Raw genomic sequence first — 21,964 nt, 5'->3', positions numbered from 1 at the left:
CCCGGCAACGGTCCGGCCGGCCCCGACGCACACGACGGTCCGGGTGCCCGGAGGTTCTGGCGGGCCGCCCGCTTCCCCGCGCTCCTGGCCGCCGCGCTCATCACGGTGGCGATCCTGATGTCGTTGGGGAGCGAGCAGTTCCCCACCGGCCACCTGGAACCGGGGAGCGTGGCGCCCGACGGCACCCGGGCCCTGGTGAACGTGCTGAGCGAGGACCGTGACGTCGAGGTGGCCCGCACCTCCCAGGACGCCGTCGAGGAGGTCTCCGCCGCCGGTGACGACGTCGTGCTCGTGGTGTTCATGGACCACCGACTCCTCCCCGAGGAGCTGGACCGGCTGGCCGACCTGGACGTGGACACCGTGCTGGTGCGCCCGTCCGTCAGATCGCTGGCCGCGTTCGCGCCGGGGGTCGAGATGACCGGGCGCGAACTGCCCGCGGACTTCCTCGAACGCCCCGTGGAACCGCGCTGCGACCTGCCCGCCGCCGAGGCCGCGGGCCCCGCCTACGTCCACGGCGAGCTGTACACCGCGCCCCAGGGGGCCGACGCGGTCGGCTGCTACCCGATGGAGGCCGGTGACGCCCTGCTCCAGGTCGCCGGGAACGGTACCGGTACGACCACCACCGTGCTGGGCAACGGGAACCCGTTGAGCAACCGGCTGCTGGACCGGGGCGGCGACGCCGCGCTGGCCCTCAACCTCATGGACGCCGGAACCGTGGTATGGCTGCGTCCGGACCCGCCGAGGCAGGAGGGCGGGGCGACCATCACCGAACTGCTCCCGGCCGGCCTGCGGTGGTCCCTGCTCCCGCTGGCGGCGTCCCTGGTGCTGCTCGCGCTGTGGCGGGGCCGCCGTATGGGCGCGCTGGTGCCCGAGTCGCTGCCGGTCGTGGTGCGCGCCTCGGAGACGACCGAGGGGCGGGCCGCCCTGTACCGCTCCCGCGGTGCGCGCGACCGGGCCGCGGACGCGCTGCGCTCCGGTTTCCTGGAACGGCACGCCGTCCGGCTGGGGCTGGGGCCGGACGCCTCGCCGGAAGCGGTGGTGGCGGCGGTCGCCGAACGTACCGGAGGCGACCCGCGGGCGCTGCGCGACCTGCTGTACCCGGCGACGCCGGACCCGTACACGGCCGACGACGACGGCCTGCTCCGGCTGGCCGCCGAACTGGACGAACGCGGACGGAGGCTGCGGTGACCGACCCCGGCACCGATCCCGACGCGTCCCCCCGACCCGGGGCCGCCCTCGGGCGGGCACCCGACATCGAACACGGAGCGCCGACCCCAACGGGGGCCGGCGACACATCAGGTAGCGAGAGAGGTAGACGGCACGTGAGCGCCTTCACACCCGAGGCACTGCCATCGGCCGACGAGGCACGGGCGGCCCTGGTCGCCCTGCGCCGCGAGGTGGCCAAGGCCGTCGTGGGCCAGGACGAGACGGTGACCGCCCTGGTCGTGGCGCTGCTGTGCCGCGGCCACGTGCTGATGGAGGGTGTGCCCGGTGTCGCCAAGACGCTGCTGGTGCGCACCGTGTCGGCGGCGCTGTCGCTGGACCACAAGCGGGTGCAGTTCACCCCCGACCTGATGCCGGGCGACGTGACCGGGTCGCTGGTGTACGACCAGCACACCGCGAAGTTCGAGTTCCTCAAGGGCCCGGTGTTCACCAACCTGCTGTTGGCCGACGAGATCAACCGGACCCCGCCCAAGACCCAGGCGTCCCTGCTGGAGGCCATGGAGGAACGACAGGTGACGGTGGAGGGCAGCCCCGTGGCGCTGCCCGACCCGTTCCTGGTCGCCGCCACCCAGAACCCGGTCGAGTACGAGGGCACCTACCCGCTCCCCGAGGCGCAGCTGGACCGCTTCCTGCTCAAGGTGACCGTGCCGCTGCCGCCTCGGGCCGCCGAGGTGGAGATGCTGGGCCGGCACGCGGCCGGGTTCGACCCGGGCGACCTCGCAGCAGCCGGGGTGTCCCCGGTGGCGGGCGCCGCCGAGCTGCGGGCCGCCCGGTCCTCCGTGGAGACCGTGCGGGTGGCTCCCGAGGTGCTCGGGTACATCGTGGACCTGTGCCGGGCCACCCGGCGATCGCCGTCGCTCCAGCTCGGCGCGTCCCCCCGCGGCGCGACCGCCCTGATGCGCACCGCGCGCGCGTGGGCGTGGCTGTCGGGCCGCGACTACGTGACCCCCGACGACGTGAAGGCGCTGGCCAAGGGGACCCTGCGGCACCGGATCTCGCTGCGCCCGGAGGCGGAGTTGGAGGGCGCGACCACCGACGGGATCCTGGACGGCGTGCTCTCCTCCGTCCCGGTGCCGCGCTGATGGTGGTCACCGGCCGGGCGGTGCTGCTCGCGGGTGTGGCCACGGTCGCCGTCGCCCTCTCGGGTCTGCTGGGCGCGTGGGCGGCGGTGATCGCCGTGGGCGTCGTGGTGGTTCCGCTGATCGTGGACGTGGCGCTGGCGGTGAGCCCGAAGGCGCTGCGGATGTCCAGGTCCGGCGACACGTCGCTGCGCCTGGGCGACTCCGCCGTCGTCGAGGTCCTCGTGAGCAACCCCACCGGACGCCGGCTGCGCGGGAGCGTGCGCGACGCCTGGCCGCCGAGCGCGCACGCCGCGCCGCGCACCCGTCCGCTGCGGGTGGACGCGGGCGAACGGCGTCGGGTGACGACGACCCTCACTCCGACCCGACGGGGCGACGCACGTGCCGCCGGCGTCACGGTGCGCAGCATCGGCCCGCTGGGGCTGGCGGGGCGGCAACGCACCCTGTCCGCGCCGTGGGCCGTGCGGGTCCTGCCGCCGTTCCACAGCCGCCGGCACCTTCCGGGCAAGCTGTCGCGGTTGCGGGAGCTGGAGGGGCAGCACACGGCGATGGTGCGCGGACAGGGCAGCGAGTTCGACTCGTTGCGCGACTACGTGCCCGGTGACGACGTGCGCTCCATCGACTGGCGGGCCAGCGCCCGCAGCGACGGGGTGGTGGTGCGCACCTGGCGTCCCGAACGGGACCGGCGCATCCTCATCGTGCTGGACACGGGGCGCACCTCCGCCGGCCGGGTGGGCGACACCCCCCGGCTGGACCACGCCATGGACGCGGCCCTGCTGCTGGCGGCGCTGGCGGGCAAGGCGGGCGACCGGGTCGACTTCCTGGCCTACGACCGTCGGGTCCGGGCCCAGGTGAAGGCGTCCGGCAAGGGCAGCCAGGTGCACCGGATCGTGGAGGCCATGGCCCCGTTGGAGGCGGAGCTGCTGGAGTCCGACCCGGCGGGCCTGGTGAGCACGGTCCTGGGCGCCCAGGGACGGGGCCGTTCCCTGGTGGTGCTGTTGACCGACCTCAACGCGGCCGCGTTGGAGGAGGGCCTGATGCCCCGGCTGTCGGCGTTGACCTCGCGGCACCTGCTGCTGGTCGCGGCGGTGGAGGACCCCGCGGTGGCGGCGATGGCCGCCGAGCGCGGCGACTCCGGCGCCCTGTACCGGGCCGCCGCCGCGGAGCGCACCCTGAGCGAGCGCCGCCGGGTGACGGCGGAGCTGCGCCGGTCGGGGGTCGAGGTCGTGGACGCCGATCCCGAGCACATCGCCCCGGCGTTGGCGGACGCGTACATCAACCTCAAGGCCCAGGGACGGTTGTAGGGGGCCGCGGGCCCCGAGGGGCGGGGTGGCCGGTTCCGGCCATCCCGCCCCTTTCCGGTGTTCACCACGTCTCGGGGCGTACGGGCCCTCGGTGGGCGAAGGGGCGGTCGGTCAGTATGGGGGCATGACCGTCCCTCCAGGCCATGACAACGCCGCGCGCGGCGACGTGTACGGGCAGCTGGTCCAGGCCCGCGACATCCACAACGTGACCATCAACGCCGGTGAGCACGCCGCTCCCCCGCCGGGGGCGGACGTGGCGCTGGATCCGCCCCGGCCGGCGACGACCGTGCGCGGGCGGGACGACCTGCTCGACGTCCTGGTGGCGGAGATGCGGGCCGGGGCGTCGGTACCGCACGTGCTGACCGGACCAGGCGGATTCGGCAAGACCACGGTGGCGGCGGCGTTGGCCGAGCGGGCGCGGGTCGAGGGGCGGACGGTGTTCTGGGTGCGGCCCGGGAACGTCGCGGCGAGCATGATCGAGGTCGCCGTGGAACTGGGCGGGTCGCGCCGGGAGGCCGAGGAGGTGCGGTCCACCCGGCACCTGGCGATGCGGTGGGTGTGGCGGCACCTGGACCACGCGCCCCGGCCGTGGCTGCTGGTCATCGACAACGCCGACCGGCCGGAGGAACTGGACCCGGAGCACCGGCCGGGCGATCAGCTCGGGTGGATGCGGGCGAGCCGGGGCGGGTTCGTGGTCGTGACGACGCGGGTGGACGATCCGGGGCAGTGGACGCCGGCCCGGATCCACCGGGTGGAACCCCTGGGCGGGGGCTCGGCGGGGACGGCGCTGGCCGACCACGCGGGCCTGGAGGGACTTCGGGGCGCCGGGGAACTGGCGGAACGGTTGGGCCGGGTACCGCTGGCACTGGCGCTGGCCGGGCGCATCCTGGCCACGCACCGGGTGCTGTTCCCCGACGCCCGGGCGTTGTCGGCGCACCTGGAGGAGGGCGTGGACCGGCTGGACGAGCTGGCCGCGCCGTTCGTCACCGGGGAGGACGTCGACCGGAGGTCGCTGTCGGGGGTGTGGGACCTGTCCCTGCGCCTGTTGGCCGAACGCGAGCCGTACGCGGAGCCGCTGTCCCAGGTGCTGGCGGTGCTGGGCCCGAACGCGGTGCCCGTGCCGCTGCGTCGCCTGCCGGTGCCCGTGCTCGCCGCCGGGCCCCTGGAAGGGCTGGACGAGGTGGGTCTGGCGCGCGCGATCAACGCGCTGGTCGTGCACGGCCTGGTCGCCCTGGGCGAGCACGGTGGGGAGACCGCGCTGCGGATGCACCCCTTGGTGGCGGAGACGATCCGGGCGGGAATCGACACGACGCCCCCGCTGCGCATCGCCGAGGGACTGCTGCGCCGGCACGCCGATCACGACCTGCTCCTGGAGGCCAACGCCCACGTGGAGCTGGGCCGCGCCTGTGCCCGCATACGAGGGGACGCACACCCGTCCGTGGTCCGGGCCGCCGTGGCGAACCTCCGCGCGGTCATGCTCTCGGGCCATCGGGAAGCCGCGGAAGAGGCACTGGGCGCGTTGGTGGAGGCGGCCGGGAAGGACATCGGCGTCACCCATCCGGAGGTGATGGCAGCCCGGCACGCCCGGGGCGACGCGCTCCGGGCCCTGGGCCGGATCGAGGAGGCCGAGGAGGTCTTCCGTTCGGTCCACGGGGACCGGGAGGCCGTGCTGGGCCCCGGTCACCCCGATACCTTGAGCAGCCTGCACCAGGTCGCCCTGGTCGCGGGACTGCGCGGCGATCTGGACGCCGCCGAGCGGATCTTCCTCGACGTGTGGGAGGCCCATGTCGGGAACGAGGAGGAGCTCATCGCGCTTCAGGCACGGGAGAACCTCGCCTGCGTCCTCATGGCCCGCGGTGACCACGACGGGGCGGAGGAGGGGCTGCGGTGGACACGCGGGATGTGGTCGCGACTGCTGGGTGAGAGGCATCCGAGGACCATCACCGCCGACTACCTTTCCGCCCTCAACGCGGCCGGGCGCGGGGAGCACACCCGGGCCGGCGCGCTGTTCGAGCGGGTCGCGCGGGCGCGGGCGGAGGTCCTGGGCGAAGAGCATCCCGAGACGGTCGAGGCCAGGGGACGCGCGGAACGGTCCCGGGCCGCCGGCGGACGGTGACCGTTCGGGCGTTCAGCCCCGTGACACCGACCGCGTCCAGCCGGACCATTCCCCGGAGCCGATCGAGAGCACCGCGGCGTCCCGGTTGCGGGTGTCGCGCATCAGGACGGTCGTGGCATCGGGGAAGGCGACCTCGACGTACTCTCCGCCCTTGAGGGCGCCGAAGCCGCTCGTGAACCACGAGAAGGTGTCCGTGATCGCGACCTCGACACAGTTGGACGCCATGTTGCTGCGGGAACTCTTGAACCATCGGGGGGTCTCGCTCATGGCCCCGATCCTGCCACGCGCGAGCCTTGTCCGATAAGGCGCTCAGGCCACCGGGACCGCCGCCGGGGCGTCCTTGATGTCGCCCGTCTCGCCCTCCAGGTAGGCCCTGCGGCCGACCACGAACACGTACAGGAAGAACAGCACCTCCGCCAGCACGCCGATGCCCAGCGCCACCGGGACCGGGATGTGGCCGGCGACCGTGTTGCCGGTGACGAGGCCCTCGATGAGACCGGAGATGAAGAGCACCACCGCCAGTCCCAGGGCCGCCGCCACCGCCGCGCGGCCCTCCTCGCCGAAGGCGCGCAGCCGGGTCCGGTCCCCGGGGGAGATGAGCGTCCACCCGAGCTTCAGGCCGATGCCGCCCGCCACGAACACGGCGGTCAGCTCCAGCAGGCCGTGGGGAAGGATCAGGCCGAAGAACACGTCGGCCTTGCCGTGGCCGATCATGAGCCCGGCCATCAACCCGACGTTCACCGCGTTCAGCAGCATCACGTAGAGGGTCGGCAGCCCGAAGGCGACCCCGAACACGATGGCCTGCGCGGCTACCCACGCGTTGTTGGTCCACACCTGGGCGGCGAAGGAGCCGCGCGGGTTCTCCACGTAGTAGTTGGCGAACTCGTACTCGACCACCTGGGAGATGTACTCGGGGGTGCCCAGCGCGTGCATCACGGCGGGGTCGGCGACGACCCACCAGGCGACCGCCGCGGCGACCCCCACGGTGCCGGCCGTCATGCCGATCCACCACCAGCGCAGCCGGTACAGGATGGCGGGGAAGACCCGGGTGAAGAAGCCGAGCGCGTCGCGCCAGGCGGGGGCGTGCGCTCCGGTCACCGCCGAGCGGGCGCGCGCCACCAGGGCGGACAGCCGGCCCACGAGGGCGGGGTCCTGACCGGAGGAGCGCACCACCGAGAGGTGCGTGGACACTCGCTGGTAGAGGTCGACGAGTTCGTCGATCTCGGCGCCGTCGAGGGAGCGGCGCCTGCGCACCAGGGCGTCCAGCCGCTCCCAGTCCCGGGTGTGCGCGGCGGCGAAAACGTCGATATCCACGCAAGGGACCCTACCGTCTCGGCATCCGATCCGGTGGCCGGTGGGAACGCCGTACCCGGGTGGCGGGTAGTGTCGGATGCGAACATTTCCGTTCGGCCCCGAGGGAGAGCGAGCACCGGTGTCCTATCCCGGCGGTGGTGAGGTCCGAGGCGACGCGTACGGTACGACACCCCTGGTCACGGGGGACGCGGTGGTCCTCGACCTGCGCCCGGCCGGGTTCGCGACCCGGGCCGTGGCGTTGGCCCTCGACGCGATCGTACAGATCGTGCTCGCCATCCTGCTGGGCCTGTTGGTGGGCTGGATGGCCACCACCATGGACCCCGCCGCGACCGCGGCGGTGGGCCTGGGCGGCACGATCCTGATCTTCGTGGGGTATCCGACGGCGTTCGAGACCATCTCGCGCGGGCGGTCCCTGGGGAAGATGGCACTGGGTCTGCGCGTGGTGGGCACCGACGGGTCCCCCGAGCGGTTCCGGCAGGCGCTGGCCCGGTCGCTGACGGGCTTCGTGGAGATCTGGATGACCACGGGCGTGATCGCGCTGATCACGTCGATGCTGAGCGGGGACGGCCGTCGGGTGGGCGACTTCCTGGCGGGCACCGTGGTCGTGGAGGAGCGCACGGGTCGCCCCCGCGAGGAGGTCGTTCCCATGCCGCCGCACCTGGCTGCCTGGGCGTCGGGCGTCGAACTGTCCCGGTTGTCCCCGGAGACCGCGGCGGCGGCCCGGCAGTACGTGCTGCGCTACGCGGAGCTGGCCGAGCACACCCGCCACGAGATGGGGATCCGGCTGGCCGACGCGGTGGCCGCGCAGATCAGCCCGCCCCCGCCGCCGGGCGTCACACCCCCGTACTTCCTCGCGGCCGTGCTCGCCGAACGCCGACGCCGCCACGAGATCGCCCTGCACGAACGGCGGACCCACCGCCCCACCCGCTGATCGGGGCCTCCACCACGCTCACGTCCGCCCGAGGATCAGGGGTGCCAGGAGCGGAGGTAGGACTCCTGGTCGGGGGTGAGGGTGTCGATGGCCACTCCCAGCGCGGCCAGTTCGAGGCGGGCGACCTCGGTGTCGATCTCGGCGGGCACCTCCACCACACCGGGTGACAGGTCGGGGTGGGCGTGGGCCAGCCAGGCGGCGGTGAGGGCGTGGGCGGCGAAGGACAGGTCCATGACGGCGGCCGGGTGTCCCTCGGCCGCGCCGAGGTTGACCAGCCGTCCCTCCGACAGCAGCAGGACGCGGCGGCCGTCGGCGAACACGTACTCGTCGGCGTGCTCGCGCACCCCCCGGTCGACGGTGACGGCGAGCCGGTCCAGGGCCGGCAGGTCGATCTCCAGGTCGAAGTGGCCGGAGTTGGCGAGGATGGCGCCGTCGCGCATCAGGACGAGGTGTTCCTCGCGGATGACGTCGCGGTTGCCGGTGACGGTGATGAACACGTCCCCGAGCGGGGCGGCCTGGGCCATGGTCGCGACCGTGTACCCCTGCATGACCGCGTCCAGGGCCTTGACCGGGTCGACCTCGGTGACGATGACGCGGGCGCCCATGCCGCGGGCGCGTTCGGCCAGGCCGCGGCCGCAGTAGCCGAACCCGGCGACGACCACGGTGCGGCCCGCCAGCATGGTGTTGGTGGCCCGCAGGATGCCGTCGATGGTGGACTGGCCGGTGCCGTAGCGGTTGTCGAACATGCGCTTGGTGGCGGTGTCGTTGACCGCGACCATGGGCAGGCGGAGTTCGCCGTCGGCGCTCATGCGGCGCAGCCGGATGACGCCGGTGGTGGTCTGCTCGCAGCCGCCGAGCACGCCTTCGAGCAGGTCGGGGCGGAGGGCGTGGAGGGTGTGGACGAGGTCGCAGCCGTCGTCGAGCAGCAGGTGGGGCCGGGTCTCCAGGACGGTGATCAGGTTGCGGTCGTAGGCGGACGGGTCCATCCCCGCCCAGGCGTGCACCGCCACCCCGTACTCGGCGACCAGCGCGGCCGCGGTGTCGTCCTGGGTGGACAGCGGGTTCGAGGCGGCCAGGGCCACCTCGGCGCCGCCGGCCCGCAGCACGCGCAGCAGGTTGGCGGTCTCGGCGGTCACGTGCAGGCACGCCGCGACGCGCATCCCCTCCAGGGGGCGTTCGACGGCGAAGCGCCGGTGGACGCTGCGCAGTACCGGCATGGAGCGCTCGGCCCAGGCCACCCGGCGCACCCCGGCCGGGGCCAGGGCCAGGTCGGCCACCTCGTGTGGAATCCCGGTCATGGACCCGCCCGTTCCCGTATTCGTCTTCGTCCGCACGCCTCCGGGGCCGGCGGGCGCCGGCCCCGGAGGTCGATGGGTCCGCTAGTAGCGGTAGTGGTCCGACTTGTAGGGGCCGGCGACGTCCACGCCGATGTAGGCGGCCTGCTCCTTGGTGAGCTCGGTCAGCTTGACGCCGAGCGCGTCCAGGTGCAGACGGGCGACCTTCTCGTCGAGGATCTTCGGCAGCGTGTACACGCCGATCGGGTACTCGTCGGGCTTGGTGAACAGCTCGATCTGCGCGATGACCTGGTTGGTGAAGCTGTTGGACATCACGAAGCTGGGGTGGCCGGTGGCGTTGCCCAGGTTGAGGAGCCGGCCCTCGGACAGCACCAGGACGGTGTGGCCGTCGGGGAAGGTCCACTCGTGGACCTGCGGCTTGATCTCCTTCTTGACGATGCCCGGCACCTTGGCCAGACCCGCCATGTCGATCTCGTTGTCGAAGTGACCGACGTTGCCGACGATGGCCTGGTGCTTCATCGCCGTCATGTGCTCGGTCATGATGACGTTGAAGTTGCCGGTGGTGGTGATGAAGATGTCACCGGTCCCCACCACGTCCTCCAGGGTGGTGACCTGGTAGCCGTCCATGACGGCCTGGAGGGCGTTGATCGGGTCGATCTCGGTGACGATGACGCGGGCGCCCTGGCCGCGCAGCGCCTCCGCGGCGCCCTTGCCGACGTCGCCGTAACCGCACACCACGGCGACCTTGCCGCCGATGAGGACGTCGGTGGCGCGCATGATGCCGTCCGGCAGCGAGTGGCGGATGCCGTACTTGTTGTCGAACTTGCTCTTGGTGACCGAGTCGTTGACGTTGATCGCCGGGAAGGCGAGCGTGCCCGCGCGCTGCATCTCGTACAGGCGCAGGACACCGGTGGTGGTCTCCTCGGTGACGCCCTTGATGCGACCGGCGATGGCCGTCCACTTGTCCGGGTCCCGCTTCAGGCTCGCCTGGAGCAGCTTGAGGACGACCTCGAACTCCTCGCTGTCGGCGGTGGAGGGGTCGGGGACGGCCCCGGCCTTCTCGTACTCGGCGCCCTTGTGGACGAGCATGGTGGCGTCGCCGCCGTCGTCCAGGATCATGTTGGGGCCCTCACCGCCGGGCCAGGTGAGCGCCTGCTCGGTGCACCACCAGTACTCCTCCAGCGTCTCGCCCTTCCAGGCGAAGACGGGGACGCCCTTGGGGTCCTCGACGGTGCCGTCGGGACCGACGACGACCGCGGCGGCGGCGTGGTCCTGGGTGGAGAAGATGTTGCAGCTCACCCAGCGCACCTCGGCGCCCAGCGCGACCAGGGTCTCGATGAGGACCGCGGTCTGGACGGTCATGTGCAGCGAGCCCATGATGCGGGCGCCCTGGAGCGGCTTGCTGTCACCGTACTCGGCGCGGGTCGCCATGAGACCGGGCATCTCGTGCTCGGCGAGCCGGATCTCGTCGCGGCCGAAGTCGGCCAGGGACATGTCGGCGACCTTGAAGTCGAAAGCCATGCGTTCCTCACTCGTGATGGTCGTAGCGCACCCGATTCTAGGCCCGCCGGCCCGATATCGGAGCGAATCTGACAACGGAACGTCAGATGGCGTCGATGTGGGGGGCGGGCTCGGTTAGGGTCGCTGCATGGCCCTGGACGACACCACGATCGCGCACGGCGGTCCCGTGCCCATCTCGGCGGCGGCCGAACGGCTGGGGACGACCCCGCGCATGCTCCGGTACCGGGAGGGTCTGGGGCTGTTGCCCCGTACCCAGGAGCAGCCCACGGGACGCGGACACCGGCACCGCCGGTTCACCGAGGAGGATCTGCGCACCATCGCGATGGGACTGGACCTGGAGCGGGAGTTCGACATCCCGCCGGCGGCGCTGGCCTTCGCGTTGCGCGTGCTGTCCGAGCCCGAGGTGCTGACCCGGGTGCGCGCCCACGGGGAGCGGCTGGGCCGGTTGGCGCCCGCCCCGGCCCGCGCCCTGGACTTCGAGAAGCAGAAGGCGATGCGGCTGCTCGGTCGGCGTCCGTGATCCGACTCCCCCGATCGCCGAGGGTTCACACGCGGTCGCGGCCGGTGGCGGACACGGACGGGGCCCTCCGTCATGTTTCGCCCGAGTGTCCACGGGCTACGGAGACAGCGTGGATACCCTACGTCTCAGCGCGGACCCGGGTCGGCTCCCCGACCGCGTACGCGAAGAGCTCACCGATGTCGACCGGCTGCGCAGGATCTGGGCCGAGCATCGACAGGCCTGGCCCCGCGAGGAGCGCGAGACCGCGCGCCGGGACCTGATCCGCACCCGGATCCGTGAGGCGGGTGTCGACGGCGCGCTCGCCGACCTCCTGGTCTCGGCGACGGTGGACGGGATGGCCGGGCGGGCGCTCACCCGCGAGTACGCGGCCGAGCTCGCCGAACTCGTCCACTCCCTGCCCGACCCGGGCCCCTTCCGCGCTCCGAGGAACCCCCTGACCCTGGAGTACGCCCACCTCGTGGCCGATCCGGCCGCCGTCCCGGGTCACCCCCTGGTGCGGGCCGCGGTGATCTACATCGAGACGCTGGCGATCGTCACCGAGCTGGACGAGGGACGCGAGGCGCCACGGCTGCTGCCGTGGGTGACGGCCGCCCTGGTACTGCGCCGGTCGGACTTCCCGCCGCTGCCCCCGACGCACCCGCCCGCGCACACCGGCCTGTCCCCCGGGGAACGCCTGGCCGAGACCGTCTCCGCCATGGCCCGCGCGGTCATGGCGGCGTTGCGCGACGAACTCGGCTGGACGCCGCCGGGGGCGCCGCCCCCGCCACGGGGGCCGGTGCCGCCGTTGGCGGCGGTGACCCGTCGCCGGATCCTCGATTACCTGCGTTCGCGTCGGGAGCCGGTCGGTCTCATCCTGCGCGCGCTGGACCCCGGGGCCCGGGTCCTGGTGCGTTCGGGCGGCTTCGATGACACGGAGGAGGGCGATCGCCCCTCCGAGACCGGGCGCGCCGTGCTCACACCCGGCGCCGCGCACTGGTGGAGCACCCTGGAGCTGGCCGTGGGAGAGGCGGTGCTGACTCTCACGGTGGTGACCCAGGAGATCGGGCGACCCCGCACGGGCGTGCTGGCGGTCATCGTGGACGGGAGGCTGACCACGGCGGAGGGGGCGCGCGACGTGCCGGGGGTGTCGATCGCCGACAGTGTGACCGTGATGCCCACGGACTGTGTGGACGACCGGTGGCCGCAGATCCGCGATCTGGTCGACGAGGCCGTCTCCCAGGCGATGGGGGCGCTCACCCGGGTCTGATCCGGGGAGACGCGACGGGCCCGGCACCGCACGGCGCCGGCCCGGAAGGACGTGGGGATCAGTTGGCCACGATGATGAGGACCAGGAGCAGGACCAGGATCAGGATGGTCATGAGCACCGCGGGGATGACCCAGCTCTGCTGGAGGATCGAGTCCTCCTGCGGCTGCCGCCGCGGCGGGGGCCCGTAGGTCTGGTTGGGGTTGCCGGTGGCGAGCGGGTTGCCGTACGGCTGCTGCGGATAGGGGGTGACCGGCCGAGGGTTGGACGGCCCGGGGTGGCCGTGCATCCCCATGGGAACGCCCTGCTGGGGATTGGAGGTGCCGGGGTGTCCGGGCAGACCGGGCCGGGGGTTGGACATCCCGGGATGGCCGTGGAAACCGGGGCGCGGGTTCGAGGTGCCGGGGTGCCCGGGGAAACCGGGCCGGGGGTCGGACGCGCCGGGGTGGCCGAACGAGCCCTGGGGGCCGGTCGGCGGGCGCACGGCGGGCATCTGGTCACCGCCGATGAGGCCGGTCTGGGCGATCTGCTCACCCTGTTTGACGGCGTCCTCGGTGGAGGGGGCCGCCTCGGTGTCCTCGTGGCCGAGGAGCCGCATGAGGAGTCTCTGGGCGGTGGGCCGGTTCGCGGGGTTCTTGTCGAGGCAGGTGGCGACGATGGGGCGCAGCTCCTCGTCGACGTCCTCGATGTCCGGCGGGGCGCTGATGACGCGGTGCACGACCGCCGGAACGGTGTCGGAGCCGAACGGAGCCCGGCCGCTGGAGGCGAACGCGATGACGCAGCCCCAGGCGAAGATGTCGCACTTGTCGGTGATGCCGTGGCCCTCGATCTGCTCGGGCGCCATGTAGGAGGGCGTGCCGACGATCGAGTTGGTCATGGTGGCGGTGCCGTCGTCGATCCGGGCGATGCCGAAGTCGATGACGCGCGGCCCGTCCGGGCCGAGCAGCACGTTGCCGGGCTTGAAGTCACGGTGGACGATGCCGGCCTTGTGGATGGCGACGAGCGCGGTGGCGGTGGAGACCGCCAGCCGCTGGAGGGCCGAACCGCGCAGCGGGGCTCCCTTGGAGACCGTCTCCTGGAGGTCTCTGCCGGGTACGAACTCGCTGACCACGTAGGGCGGGTCGCCGTCGAGTCGCGCGTCGATGATCGCGGCGGTACAGAAGGAGGCGACCTTCTGCGCGGCGCGGACCTCCTTCTCGAACCGCTTGCGCAGGTCGCTGTCGCGGGACCACTGGTCGTTGAGGACCTTGACCGCGTACTCGTCGCCCTGGGGGTCCTCGGCCAGGTACACGATGCCCTGACCGCCCTTGCCCAGACGTCCGGTCACGCTGTAGTCGCCGAACGCGGAGGGATCGCTCGGCTGTAGCGGTTCGGGACCGGGCATCGGTGTCCTCCAGGGAGGTCGTGGTGAGCGGGGGGCGCACGAAAAGGGTACGGGCCGTGGGGGTGGGGGATGGTGCGTCCGTCACCCCTCGGAGACGAAGTCTCTCACTTCGCCGTACCCGCTATGACTACCGGAACGTTCATAACGTTCCATCCGGTACCGACACGGATCCCGCTCCCCGCCCGCCGCCCGGGGCTCAGCCGACCTTGCGTGCCTCGTCGACCAGCAGGACCGGGATGCCGTCCCGGATCGGGTAGGCCAGACCGCTCTCGTCGCAGACCAACTCGTCGGTCTCGGGGTCGTGGCGCAGCGGCGCCTGGCTCTGCGGGCAGGCCAGGATGTCCAGCAGCCAGTCGTCGATCTTCGTGCTCATGGTCCTCGTTCCTCGTGGTCCCGGGTGGGGCGGCCGACCGCCCCACCCTCCATCATGCCCCCTCTCAGGAGCGGACGATGGCCAGGACCTCGTCGCGCAGCCCGTTGACCGACTCCGCGTCGGCGGCCTCGACATTGAGTCGCAGCAGCGGCTCGGTGTTGGAGGCGCGCAGGTTGAACCAGGAGCCGCCGGGCAGTTCGACGGTCAGCCCGTCGAGTTCGTCGACGGTGGCGCCGTCCCGGTCGGCGAAGGCCTCGCGCACGGCGACCATGCGCTCGGCGGCGTCGGCCACCTCGGAGTTGATCTCACCGGAGGCGGCGTAACGCGAGTACTCGGCGGTGATCTCCGACAGCGGGCGTCCGTCGGTGCCCAGCACGCGCAGGACGTGCATGGCCGCGAGCATGCCGGTGTCGGCCTTCCAGAAGTCGCGGAAGTAGTAGTGGGCGGAGTGCTCGCCGCCGAACACCGCGTCGGTCTCGGCCATGGTGGCCTTGATGAAGGAGTGGCCGACCCGGGTGCGCATCGGCACGCCGCCGTGTTCGCGGACGATGTCGGGGACGGCGTGGGAGGTGATGAGGTTGTGGATGATCGTCGCCCCGGGGTGCTTGGCGAGTTCCTGGACGGCGACCAGGGCGGTGATGGCGGAGGGCGGCACGGCGTCGCCTCCCTCGTCCACGACGAAGCAGCGATCGGCGTCGCCGTCGAAGGCCAGGCCGATGTCGGCGCCGGTCTCGCGGACCTTCTTCTGGAGATCGACGATGTTGGCCGGGTCCAGGGGGTTGGCCGGGTGGTTGGGGAAGGTGCCGTCGAGTTCGAAGTAGAGCGGCACGATCTCCAGGGGCGCTCCTTGTTCCAGGACGGCGGGAACGGTGTGGCCGCCCATGCCGTTGCCGGCGTCCACGACGACCTTGAGCGGCCGGATCCCGGACAGGTCCACCAGGGAGCGCAGATACTCGGCGTATCCGGAGAGCAGGTCCTGCTCGGTGACGGTGCCGACCGGGCCGTCGTGGGCGGGCACGCCCTCCTCGGCGAGCCGGCGGATCTCCGCCAGTCCGGTGTCGGAGCTGATGGGGGCGGCTCCGGCCCGGCACATCTTGATGCCGTTGTACTGGGCGGGGTTGTGGCTGGCGGTGAACATCGCGCCGGGCAGGTCGAGGGATCCGGAGCCGTAGTAGAGCAGGTCGGTGGAACCGAGCCCGGTGAAGACCACGTCCACGCCCTGGCCGGTGACCCCGTCGGCGAAGGCCCGGGCCAGTTCCGGCGAGGAGGGCCGCATGTCGTGGGCGACCACGACGGCCGGTCCGCCGACGACCCGGGCGAAGGCCGCGCCGATCGCCCGGGAGATGTCCGCATTGAGCGTGTCCGGAATCACACCGCGTACGTCATATGCCTTGAAGATGCCTGCGAGGTCTGCCACGTCTTCTCCGGCCGGGTCGTCCTGCTCCGAATGGTCGCCGCGCGGAGGCGGGCCGCGCGCGGTACCAACCTAGCAAGCGCTCTCTAGGCACGGGGATCCGGACGCGACGGGTCGGAGCGGACCACCCGCAGATGTCCACGACGCATGGTGTCGGCGCCCTCCTCGACATCGTCGGGCGGGCGCGCGGGCGGGCGCGCCGCCTCACGTACGGCGTCCGCGAGGGCCTCCAGGTCGTCGCTACCGGGACCTCCGCCCACCGTCTCGACGGGGAGCCGGACGACCTCCCATCCGCGCGGCGCCGTCAGGCGATCGGCGTGCATGGCGCAGAGGTCGTAACAGTGCGGTTCCACGTAGGCGGCGAGCGGACCGAGGACGGCCGTCGAGTCGGCGTAGACGTACGTGAGCGTGAAGACGGCGGGTTGCCGGCAGGCGGTTCGGGAGCAGCGTCGAACAGGGCTCACAGCGTTCGACTGTATGCCTTTACTGAGGGACACGCCAGCATCGTTCCACGACCTCGTCCGTTTCGTGGTCTCCAACGCGATACCGGTGCCGGTCCGAGTCCTTCGGGGCGCCCGAACGAGGGATCCGGGCACGAGCGTGCCGGGCGGGACTACGCGTGGCGCCCGTGATGGCTTAGTCTCGAAGGGTGCGACGAGTGCGCCCTTCTCATGGCCAACCAGACCGAGTGCGACGCCGGGACCGCCGGGGCCGAGGCATTCGCGGTCCTCTCGTGCCCTCCGACCTGCCGGTGTCCCGCAGCCGAGCGCAGGCCTTCGACGACCTCGTCCTGGACGCGGTCGAACGCCTGGAAAGGTTGTGGGCCCGTGAACTGGCGAATGTCGACTTCCTCGTGGAGGACGTGCCCCCGGTTCCGCCGCAGGGTCCGCTGACCGAGGCGATCCCCTTCTCCCGTTTGGAGACCGATCCCTCGGGCCGGGCCCGCATCGTGGTGTACCGGCGTCCGTTGGAGATCCGGACCAAGGACCCGGAGGAGATGGCCCTCCTCGTCCACGAGACCGTGGTCGAAGAGGTCGCCAACCTGCTCGGTGTGGAACCGGAATCGGTCGACCCCGAGAGCTGACCGGACCGGTGTCCGCCCGGCGGCGATGGCCGCCGGGCGATCAGTGCTGACCGCCCCCGGGGCACCGGTTCCGGGCCGCGGGTCCCGACCGTCCACGATCAGGGGACCACGCCCACCATGGTGTCGCGGACGACCGGAAGGGCGACCTCGACGGGCGCGGGACGCACGGGCAGCACGCTCCGCCCGTCGCCGTCGGCGATGATCCGGGCGACGTAGAGCGGCCCGGAACCCTCCAGCAGGTCCAGTCGAACGGCGTACCCGTCCTCCTCGTCGGTGCCCGACGGGGAGGTCCAGCCGTCGTCGCCGCCGAACAGGACGGTGGTGCCCGCCGCGACCTCGGTGCGGACCGAGTCGCCCTGGGTCCCGTCGGCCCCGATCGGGGTGGCCATGAGCCGGACGTCCCCCTCGGGGGCGCCCAGGACGAGCCGGGTGTCGGTGCCGACGGGGACGTCGGGAAGCACCGCCGTGGTGTTCAGGGGGAAGGACAGCGGCGGGACCGACGAGGTGTAGGCGGTCTCCAGGACGGCCGGGCGATCGTCGCCGGCCCCGTCCTCCTCGTTGAATTCGGCGGCGACGCCCACGACCACGGGAACGTCCGATTCCACCATCACCGTGCCGGGTGCGCCGCCCAGGGCGGTGTCCAGGCTGATCCGCGCGGAGGCCGCCGGAGGGACCTGGAGTTCGAGCGGGTCGGCGGCGGCGCCCTCCGAGGCGTCCTCCTCGTCCGCCTCGTCGCGCTGCGACGTGATGACGTGGACCCGCACCGAGGCGGGGTCGTCACCGGGCGCGGTGACGATCAGGTGGCGCCGGCCGGCACCCGGCGGGACCCCCGGGACCACGTGTTCGAGGGCGGGTGCGGCGGTGGGCGGGACCCAGTCGACGGGGCCCTCGACGTGTTCGGCGAGCAGGGAGGCGGCGACCCGGCCGGTGCTGGTGCGCACCTGCACGCCGATACCGCCGATGCTCTGCGACAGTTCGGTGATGTCCAGGGTGGTGGACTCGCCCGGGAGCATGGAGATACCGCGGCTGTCGAGGGAGTACGAGGGTCCGCCGCTGGTGTGGATGTCGAGACTGACGGTGGCGCGGGACGTCTCGGGGTTGGTGAGGTGCACGACGACGGACTCCAACCGGACGCCCTCGCTGTCACCGCCGCCGGGTAGGGCGAACCAGGTGCTCACCGAGGGCTCGGCGCAGCGCACCTCGGTGACGCCGTCCTCGGTCACGGTGACCTGACCCGATTCCAGGCCGGAGGCGAGTGAGCCCCGGGCGTGGATCGCGGTGGGCCCGGTCGCGCCGTCGGTGTCGACGCTCCACACGTTGCCGGGTTCGGTGAGCTCCTCCCCGAGGATCAGGTCGGGGTCACCGGAGGTGTTCCCGGAGGTGCCGGCGTCCTCCGACTCCCCTTCCCCGGCCGTCGCGTCACCCTCCTCGGCGTCGCCCTCCTCGGGCACGGGCGGAACGGGGACGGCCCACAGTTCGCCGGTGTCGTCACGGCTGACCCGGGGGGCGTAGGCGGCGACGACACTGTCGGCGTCGGTGTCGTGCGGGGCGGGGCAGACCCGCAGGGCGTGGGTGGGGCGGACGGTCCCGGGCCGCGTGACGCCGAGTTCGGCCGTCACCGGCCCGGTGATCAGCGCGATGCCGAACAGCGCGGCCAGGGCCAGCGCGACCAGACCGAACAGCGCGAACCGGTTCTCCACGATGAGTCGCACGACCTACTCCTCCCCCCGGGGCGCCGACGTCCCGGCGTCCCCGTCGTCGGTCCCGGATCCGCCGCCCGCCCGACGCCGTCCCGGTTTGCGGCGGGTACCGCGGCGACGGCCCCGCACGGTCGTGATCGACCCGGTGTCGGTGACGGCGATCTCCCCGGTGTCGGGGGGATCCTCATCCACGGTCGTCGACCCACCGTCGGATCCGGTGTCCCGCTCGGCGGCCCGGGATCGACCGCCCCGGCGGGAGCGGTTCGGAACGCGCAGTCCGGCGGGGCGGCGGGGGCGCGGCGCGGGGGTGGACTCGATGAGGCGGACGTCCTCCTCGGTGCGCACGCCCGGCGCGGCCAGGACGGCCACCACGAGCAGCAGCAGGCCCTGGGTGACCGTCCAGGCCGTGTGCACGTGGTCGGTGTGCCATACCCGGATCTCGCCGCCCTGGACCGGCAGGGCCCAGGCCTGGGTGCCGTGCGCGGTCTCGACGGGGGTGAGTCCGGTGCCGTCGAGCGTGGCCCGCCAACCGTCGCCGGCGGTCTCGGCCAGGGACAGCCGGCGGCCGGTGCCGCCCTCCCCGACCTCGGCGGTGAAGTCGTCTCCGGGGCCGTCCACCCGTACGGGGTCCGATTCCAGCCCGTCCTCGGAGACCACCCGCAGTCGGCCCGTGGGTTCGGCCAGTCGCCACAACCCGTACCGGTCGGAGAGCGCCTCCCGCATGAGGCCGGGGGTGCCGTCCAGGGTGTCCACCATGGTGACGTCGGTGAGGGTGCCCTCCCGGGGGCGCGGATAGAGCACGTACTGGATCCCGTGGTCGGCCAGGAGGTGCAGGCCGTCGCCCCCCTGGCCGATGGAGAGTTCGGCGACGACGCGGTCCACGGCGGCGCGGGTCCCCTCGTCGGGGACGATGCGCTCCTCCCCCAGGCGCGGTTCGCGTCCGCGCACCACGGTGTGGTCCACGCCGCCCTCGCCGTCGGGGGTGATGATGAGGGTGCGCGCGCCGGTGCCGTCGTCGCTCAGCCCCACACCGTCGCCGACCAGGGTGCCGGGGAGGATCGGCTCGGCCCGGGAGGTGAGCGGCCCGTCGACGCCGTGCCACATCCACAGGGCGGCGCTGACGACGGGTGTGGTGAGGGCGAGCAGGGCGACGCCGACCGCGAAGATCCGGCGCGGGCCGCCCAGGGAGACCATGGTGCGGAAGGCGCGGGCGGCGGTCGCCGCCGACAGCAGCACGGCCGTGGCGGCGAAGGTCAGCGCCACCCCGGGCCAGACCGCCGCCGGAGGCCCCCCGAAGTGGGGCTCGATGACGAGGCGCGCCCCGAGGACCGCCACGAGCAGCCCCAACACGGCCAGGGACCAGCCGGCGGCCACCAGGACGCGGTTGCGCAGGAGCAGCAGCGCGCACAGGGCGGCGGAGAGCAGGCCGGCGGTGACCCAGAACGGGGGCGCGCCCGGACCGCCCGGGGAGAGCATGAGCAACTGCTGGGGGGTGACCGCGGGTTCGGAGAGCCCGGGCCGGTGCAGCCCCGCCTCCAGCAGCCACAGGGTGGGGTGCAGGAGCAGTTCCAGGGTCCAGGGCATGAGCATGACCAGCGGAACGCCCAGGGCGATGCCGATACCGGTGTAGAGCGGGCGGCCCAGGTGCCCGAAGGCCGCGGCCACCACCAGGCCGGTGACCAGGGCCAGGAGCCACACCATGGGGACGAACGCCGTGGCCACGGCCAGGGTCAGCCCCAGCCCCCAGGCCGCGCGCCTGGAGTGTTTGGCGGGCATGACCACCAGGCGGATGAGCAGCAGGCCCAACACCGGCATGAGGATGTGGACCAGGGAGGTCCCGAAGCGGCCCTGGGCGACGGCCCCGATGACGATCGGCAGCAGCGCGTAGGAGGCGGCCATCCACAGACGGGCGGGGCGGTAGCCCAGCACCTCGCGGGCGAGCAGGTAGGCGGTGAGGCCGGAGAGGGGGACGGCGGCGAGCAGGATCACGGAGATCGCGATCCGGGGTTCGCCGAAGGTGAGCGTGGACGACAGCGCCAGCATCCCGACGTAGGGCGGGACGGGTCCGTCGGAGCCGGTCCCGGTGTCGGGCGCACCGGAGAGGTAGAGGTTCCACAGGTCTCCGGCGCCGCCGGAGACGGGCGGCAGGGCGCCGCCGGCCAGGAGGGGGCCGAACAGCAGGGAGCGTTCGGCGATGAGCGTGACGATCGCCAACCCCATGACGAGGAGGGGACCGGGGCGCAACACCACCCGACGCAGGAAGCCCCCGGTGTCGGTGGGGGCCTCGTCCTCCTCGACGGCGGGCGCGGTCGTGACGGCCTGGTGTCGGCCGCCGGCGTCGATGACCGGTTCCCCGGAGAGCACACCGGTGAGGAAGTCGCCGAACTGGCGCATCGCCACACCGCGCGCGAGGAAGGGGCGGATGGCGCTGTAGGTGCGGCGACGGTCGCGGCGACGCCGGAAACGGGCCCGCAGGAGCTTGTCCGGCCGCAGGTAGACCAGGGTGATCGCAGCCGCCTCGTCGAGGGCGTTGGCGGGCTGCTTCATGAACAGGTACATGACCACGCGCAGCAGCGATCCGACGGAGTTGCGCAGCAGCGCGGCGAGCATGCCGCCGAAGGGGAGGTTGGCGAGCAGCACGAACACGGCGTGCCTGCGGTCGACCCGGCGCGGGTGGTTGCGGGTGGCGCTGATGGGGCGCCGACGACGGGCGGAGGCCTCGGCGTGATAGGCGACGGCGTCGGTGACCAGGACCGCGCGCAGGCCGGCACCGCCCACCCGCCAGCAGAAGTCGATGTCGTCGCGGAACAGCGGGAGGGCTCGGTCGAATCCGCCCAGGCGCTCCCACACGTCGCGGCGGACGAGCATGCCGGCGCTGGACACGGCCAGGACCTGGCGGGTGCCGTCGTGCTGACCGTGGTCGAACTCGCGCTGTTCCAGACCGGTCTCGCGGCGGCCGGCACCGTCGATGGTGACGCCGATCTCGACCAGGAGGCGGCGGTCGAACCAGTCCCGGAGCTTGGGCCCCAGGACGGCGGCGCGCGGATCGCGGTCGGCGGCGGCCAGCAGGTGCGCGAGGGCGTCCTCGTCGACGGCGAGATCGTCGTGGATGAGCCAGATCCACTCGGTGGCGTCCTCGTCGAACCCGCGCACCGGGGTGGTGGAACGCGGCAGTTCCAGGGCGGCGCGCACGGCGTCGCCGTAGCCCGTGCCGGCCGACAGCCCGATGATCGCGTCCGGGGGCAGGTATTCGCGGAGAACGTCCACACCGCCGTCGGTGCTTCCGGTGTCGGCGGCCACGGCGCGCTGCACCGGGCGACTCTGGGCGCGCAGTGCGGCCATGGTCTCCGGCAGCCACCGCGCCCCGTCGTGGGACACGATGACCGCGGTCACGACGTGTCTGGCTGAGTCGAGGTCGAGCACGGCTGTGGTGGGTTCTCTCCGGGAGAGGGAAGGGACGAC

The 21,964-nt window shown here is 72.9% G+C and carries 18 protein-coding genes; 8 read left to right on the top strand and 10 right to left on the bottom strand.

Features of this window, described 5'->3' with window-relative positions; translation table 11 throughout:
- The 4 genes from RM479_RS24860 to RM479_RS24845 form a co-directional block, all read left to right on the top strand.
- On the top strand, positions 1-1,188 hold a 1,188-nt coding region (locus RM479_RS24860; protein ID WP_311514121.1), incomplete at its 5' end, for a DUF4350 domain-containing protein.
- A gap of 134 nt (positions 1,189-1,322) precedes the next feature.
- Positions 1,323-2,306 (top strand): AAA family ATPase, encoded by a 984-nt coding sequence (locus RM479_RS24855; protein WP_311514120.1) that lies wholly within the window; start codon positions 1,323-1,325, stop codon positions 2,304-2,306.
- Entirely contained in the window at positions 2,306-3,607 is a 1,302-nt protein-coding gene (locus RM479_RS24850) for a DUF58 domain-containing protein (protein WP_311514119.1), read from the top strand. The genes RM479_RS24855 and RM479_RS24850 overlap by 1 nt, the downstream gene beginning before the upstream one ends.
- A 124-nt stretch (positions 3,608-3,731) precedes the next feature.
- Positions 3,732-5,723, top strand: a complete 1,992-nt coding sequence (locus tag RM479_RS24845) for a tetratricopeptide repeat protein (protein WP_311514118.1) — start codon at positions 3,732-3,734, stop codon at positions 5,721-5,723.
- Between the two features lie 12 nt (positions 5,724-5,735).
- Here the strand turns inward: RM479_RS24845 and RM479_RS24840 are convergent, their stop codons facing one another.
- On the bottom strand, positions 5,736-5,990 hold the full coding sequence (locus tag RM479_RS24840; RefSeq protein WP_311514117.1) for a DUF397 domain-containing protein: 255 nt from the start codon (positions 5,988-5,990) through the stop codon (positions 5,736-5,738).
- A 42-nt stretch (positions 5,991-6,032) separates the two neighbouring features.
- Positions 6,033-7,037 (bottom strand): stage II sporulation protein M, encoded by a 1,005-nt coding sequence (locus RM479_RS24835; RefSeq protein ID WP_311514116.1) that lies wholly within the window; start codon positions 7,035-7,037, stop codon positions 6,033-6,035.
- A gap of 118 nt (positions 7,038-7,155) precedes the next feature.
- Between RM479_RS24835 and RM479_RS24830 the strand changes: the two genes are divergently transcribed.
- Complete coding sequence (locus tag RM479_RS24830) at positions 7,156-7,968, top strand: RDD family protein (protein ID WP_311514115.1); 813 nt, start codon at positions 7,156-7,158, stop codon at positions 7,966-7,968.
- Between the two features lie 35 nt (positions 7,969-8,003).
- On the opposite strand, the gene RM479_RS24825 is transcribed toward RM479_RS24830, so the two are convergent.
- On the bottom strand, positions 8,004-9,266 hold the full coding sequence (locus RM479_RS24825; RefSeq protein WP_311514114.1) for an adenosylhomocysteinase: 1,263 nt from the start codon (positions 9,264-9,266) through the stop codon (positions 8,004-8,006).
- 81 nt (positions 9,267-9,347) lie between these two features.
- The gene (gene ahcY / locus RM479_RS24820; RefSeq protein ID WP_311514113.1) at positions 9,348-10,784 is read right to left on the bottom strand and encodes an adenosylhomocysteinase; all 1,437 of its coding nucleotides are present in this window, start codon (positions 10,782-10,784) and stop codon (positions 9,348-9,350) included.
- A gap of 127 nt (positions 10,785-10,911) precedes the next feature.
- Here ahcY and RM479_RS24815 point away from each other — a divergent pair, with 127 nt between their 5' ends.
- Both RM479_RS24815 and RM479_RS24810 read left to right on the top strand, forming a co-directional pair.
- Positions 10,912-11,304, top strand: a complete 393-nt coding sequence (locus RM479_RS24815; RefSeq protein ID WP_274808613.1) for a MerR family transcriptional regulator — start codon at positions 10,912-10,914, stop codon at positions 11,302-11,304.
- 109 nt (positions 11,305-11,413) lie between these two features.
- Positions 11,414-12,550 carry a hypothetical protein gene (locus tag RM479_RS24810; protein ID WP_311514112.1) on the top strand — a complete coding sequence of 379 codons (1,137 nt, stop codon included), beginning with the start codon at positions 11,414-11,416 and terminating at the stop codon, positions 12,548-12,550.
- Positions 12,551-12,608: 58 nt separating this feature from the next.
- Here the strand turns inward: RM479_RS24810 and RM479_RS24805 are convergent, their stop codons facing one another.
- From RM479_RS24805 to RM479_RS24790, 4 genes are all read right to left on the bottom strand, one after another.
- Complete coding sequence (locus RM479_RS24805; RefSeq protein ID WP_311514111.1) at positions 12,609-13,931, bottom strand: protein kinase domain-containing protein; 1,323 nt, start codon at positions 13,929-13,931, stop codon at positions 12,609-12,611.
- Between the two features lie 196 nt (positions 13,932-14,127).
- Positions 14,128-14,304, bottom strand: a complete 177-nt coding sequence (locus RM479_RS24800; protein WP_274808616.1) for a Trm112 family protein — start codon at positions 14,302-14,304, stop codon at positions 14,128-14,130.
- A 64-nt stretch (positions 14,305-14,368) separates the two neighbouring features.
- Positions 14,369-15,721, bottom strand: a complete 1,353-nt coding sequence (locus RM479_RS24795) for a phosphomannomutase/phosphoglucomutase (protein ID WP_311514110.1) — start codon at positions 15,719-15,721, stop codon at positions 14,369-14,371.
- Positions 15,722-15,804: 83 nt separating this feature from the next.
- Complete coding sequence (locus RM479_RS24790) at positions 15,805-16,182, bottom strand: DUF3499 domain-containing protein (protein WP_274808618.1); 378 nt, start codon at positions 16,180-16,182, stop codon at positions 15,805-15,807.
- A gap of 224 nt (positions 16,183-16,406) precedes the next feature.
- On the opposite strand from RM479_RS24790, the gene RM479_RS24785 reads away from it, so the two are divergent.
- On the top strand, positions 16,407-16,802 hold the full coding sequence (locus tag RM479_RS24785) for a metallopeptidase family protein (RefSeq protein WP_274808619.1): 396 nt from the start codon (positions 16,407-16,409) through the stop codon (positions 16,800-16,802).
- Positions 16,803-16,900: 98 nt separating this feature from the next.
- Here the strand turns inward: RM479_RS24785 and RM479_RS24780 are convergent, their stop codons facing one another.
- Positions 16,901-18,514: a DUF5719 family protein gene (locus RM479_RS24780; RefSeq protein ID WP_311514109.1), complete on the bottom strand. Its 1,614-nt coding sequence runs from the start codon at positions 18,512-18,514 to the stop codon at positions 16,901-16,903.
- 3 nt (positions 18,515-18,517) lie between these two features.
- On the bottom strand, positions 18,518-21,925 hold the full coding sequence (locus RM479_RS24775) for a glycosyltransferase (RefSeq protein WP_449590058.1): 3,408 nt from the start codon (positions 21,923-21,925) through the stop codon (positions 18,518-18,520).
- Between the last annotated feature and the right edge of the window lie 39 nt (positions 21,926-21,964).

Origin of the sequence: Nocardiopsis lambiniae (assembly GCF_031845465.1) — a bacterium.
GTDB lineage: Bacteria > Actinomycetota > Actinomycetes > Streptosporangiales > Streptosporangiaceae > Nocardiopsis > Nocardiopsis lambiniae.
This window is presented reverse-complemented; position numbering and strand designations above follow the sequence as displayed.

Coding starts and splice junctions, on each gene's coding strand:
- RM479_RS24800 (WP_274808616.1), bottom strand. CDS start 14,304: ATGAGCACGAAGATCGACGACTGGCTGCTGGACATCCTGGCCTGCCCG.
- RM479_RS24825 (WP_311514114.1), bottom strand. CDS start 9,266: ATGACCGGGATTCCACACGAGGTGGCCGACCTGGCCCTGGCCCCGGCC.
- ahcY (WP_311514113.1), bottom strand. CDS start 10,784: ATGGCTTTCGACTTCAAGGTCGCCGACATGTCCCTGGCCGACTTCGGC.
- RM479_RS24840 (WP_311514117.1), bottom strand. CDS start 5,990: ATGAGCGAGACCCCCCGATGGTTCAAGAGTTCCCGCAGCAACATGGCG.
- RM479_RS24845 (WP_311514118.1), top strand. CDS start 3,732: ATGACCGTCCCTCCAGGCCATGACAACGCCGCGCGCGGCGACGTGTAC.
- RM479_RS24850 (WP_311514119.1), top strand. CDS start 2,306: ATGGTGGTCACCGGCCGGGCGGTGCTGCTCGCGGGTGTGGCCACGGTC.
- RM479_RS24815 (WP_274808613.1), top strand. CDS start 10,912: ATGGCCCTGGACGACACCACGATCGCGCACGGCGGTCCCGTGCCCATC.
- RM479_RS24805 (WP_311514111.1), bottom strand. CDS start 13,931: ATGCCCGGTCCCGAACCGCTACAGCCGAGCGATCCCTCCGCGTTCGGC.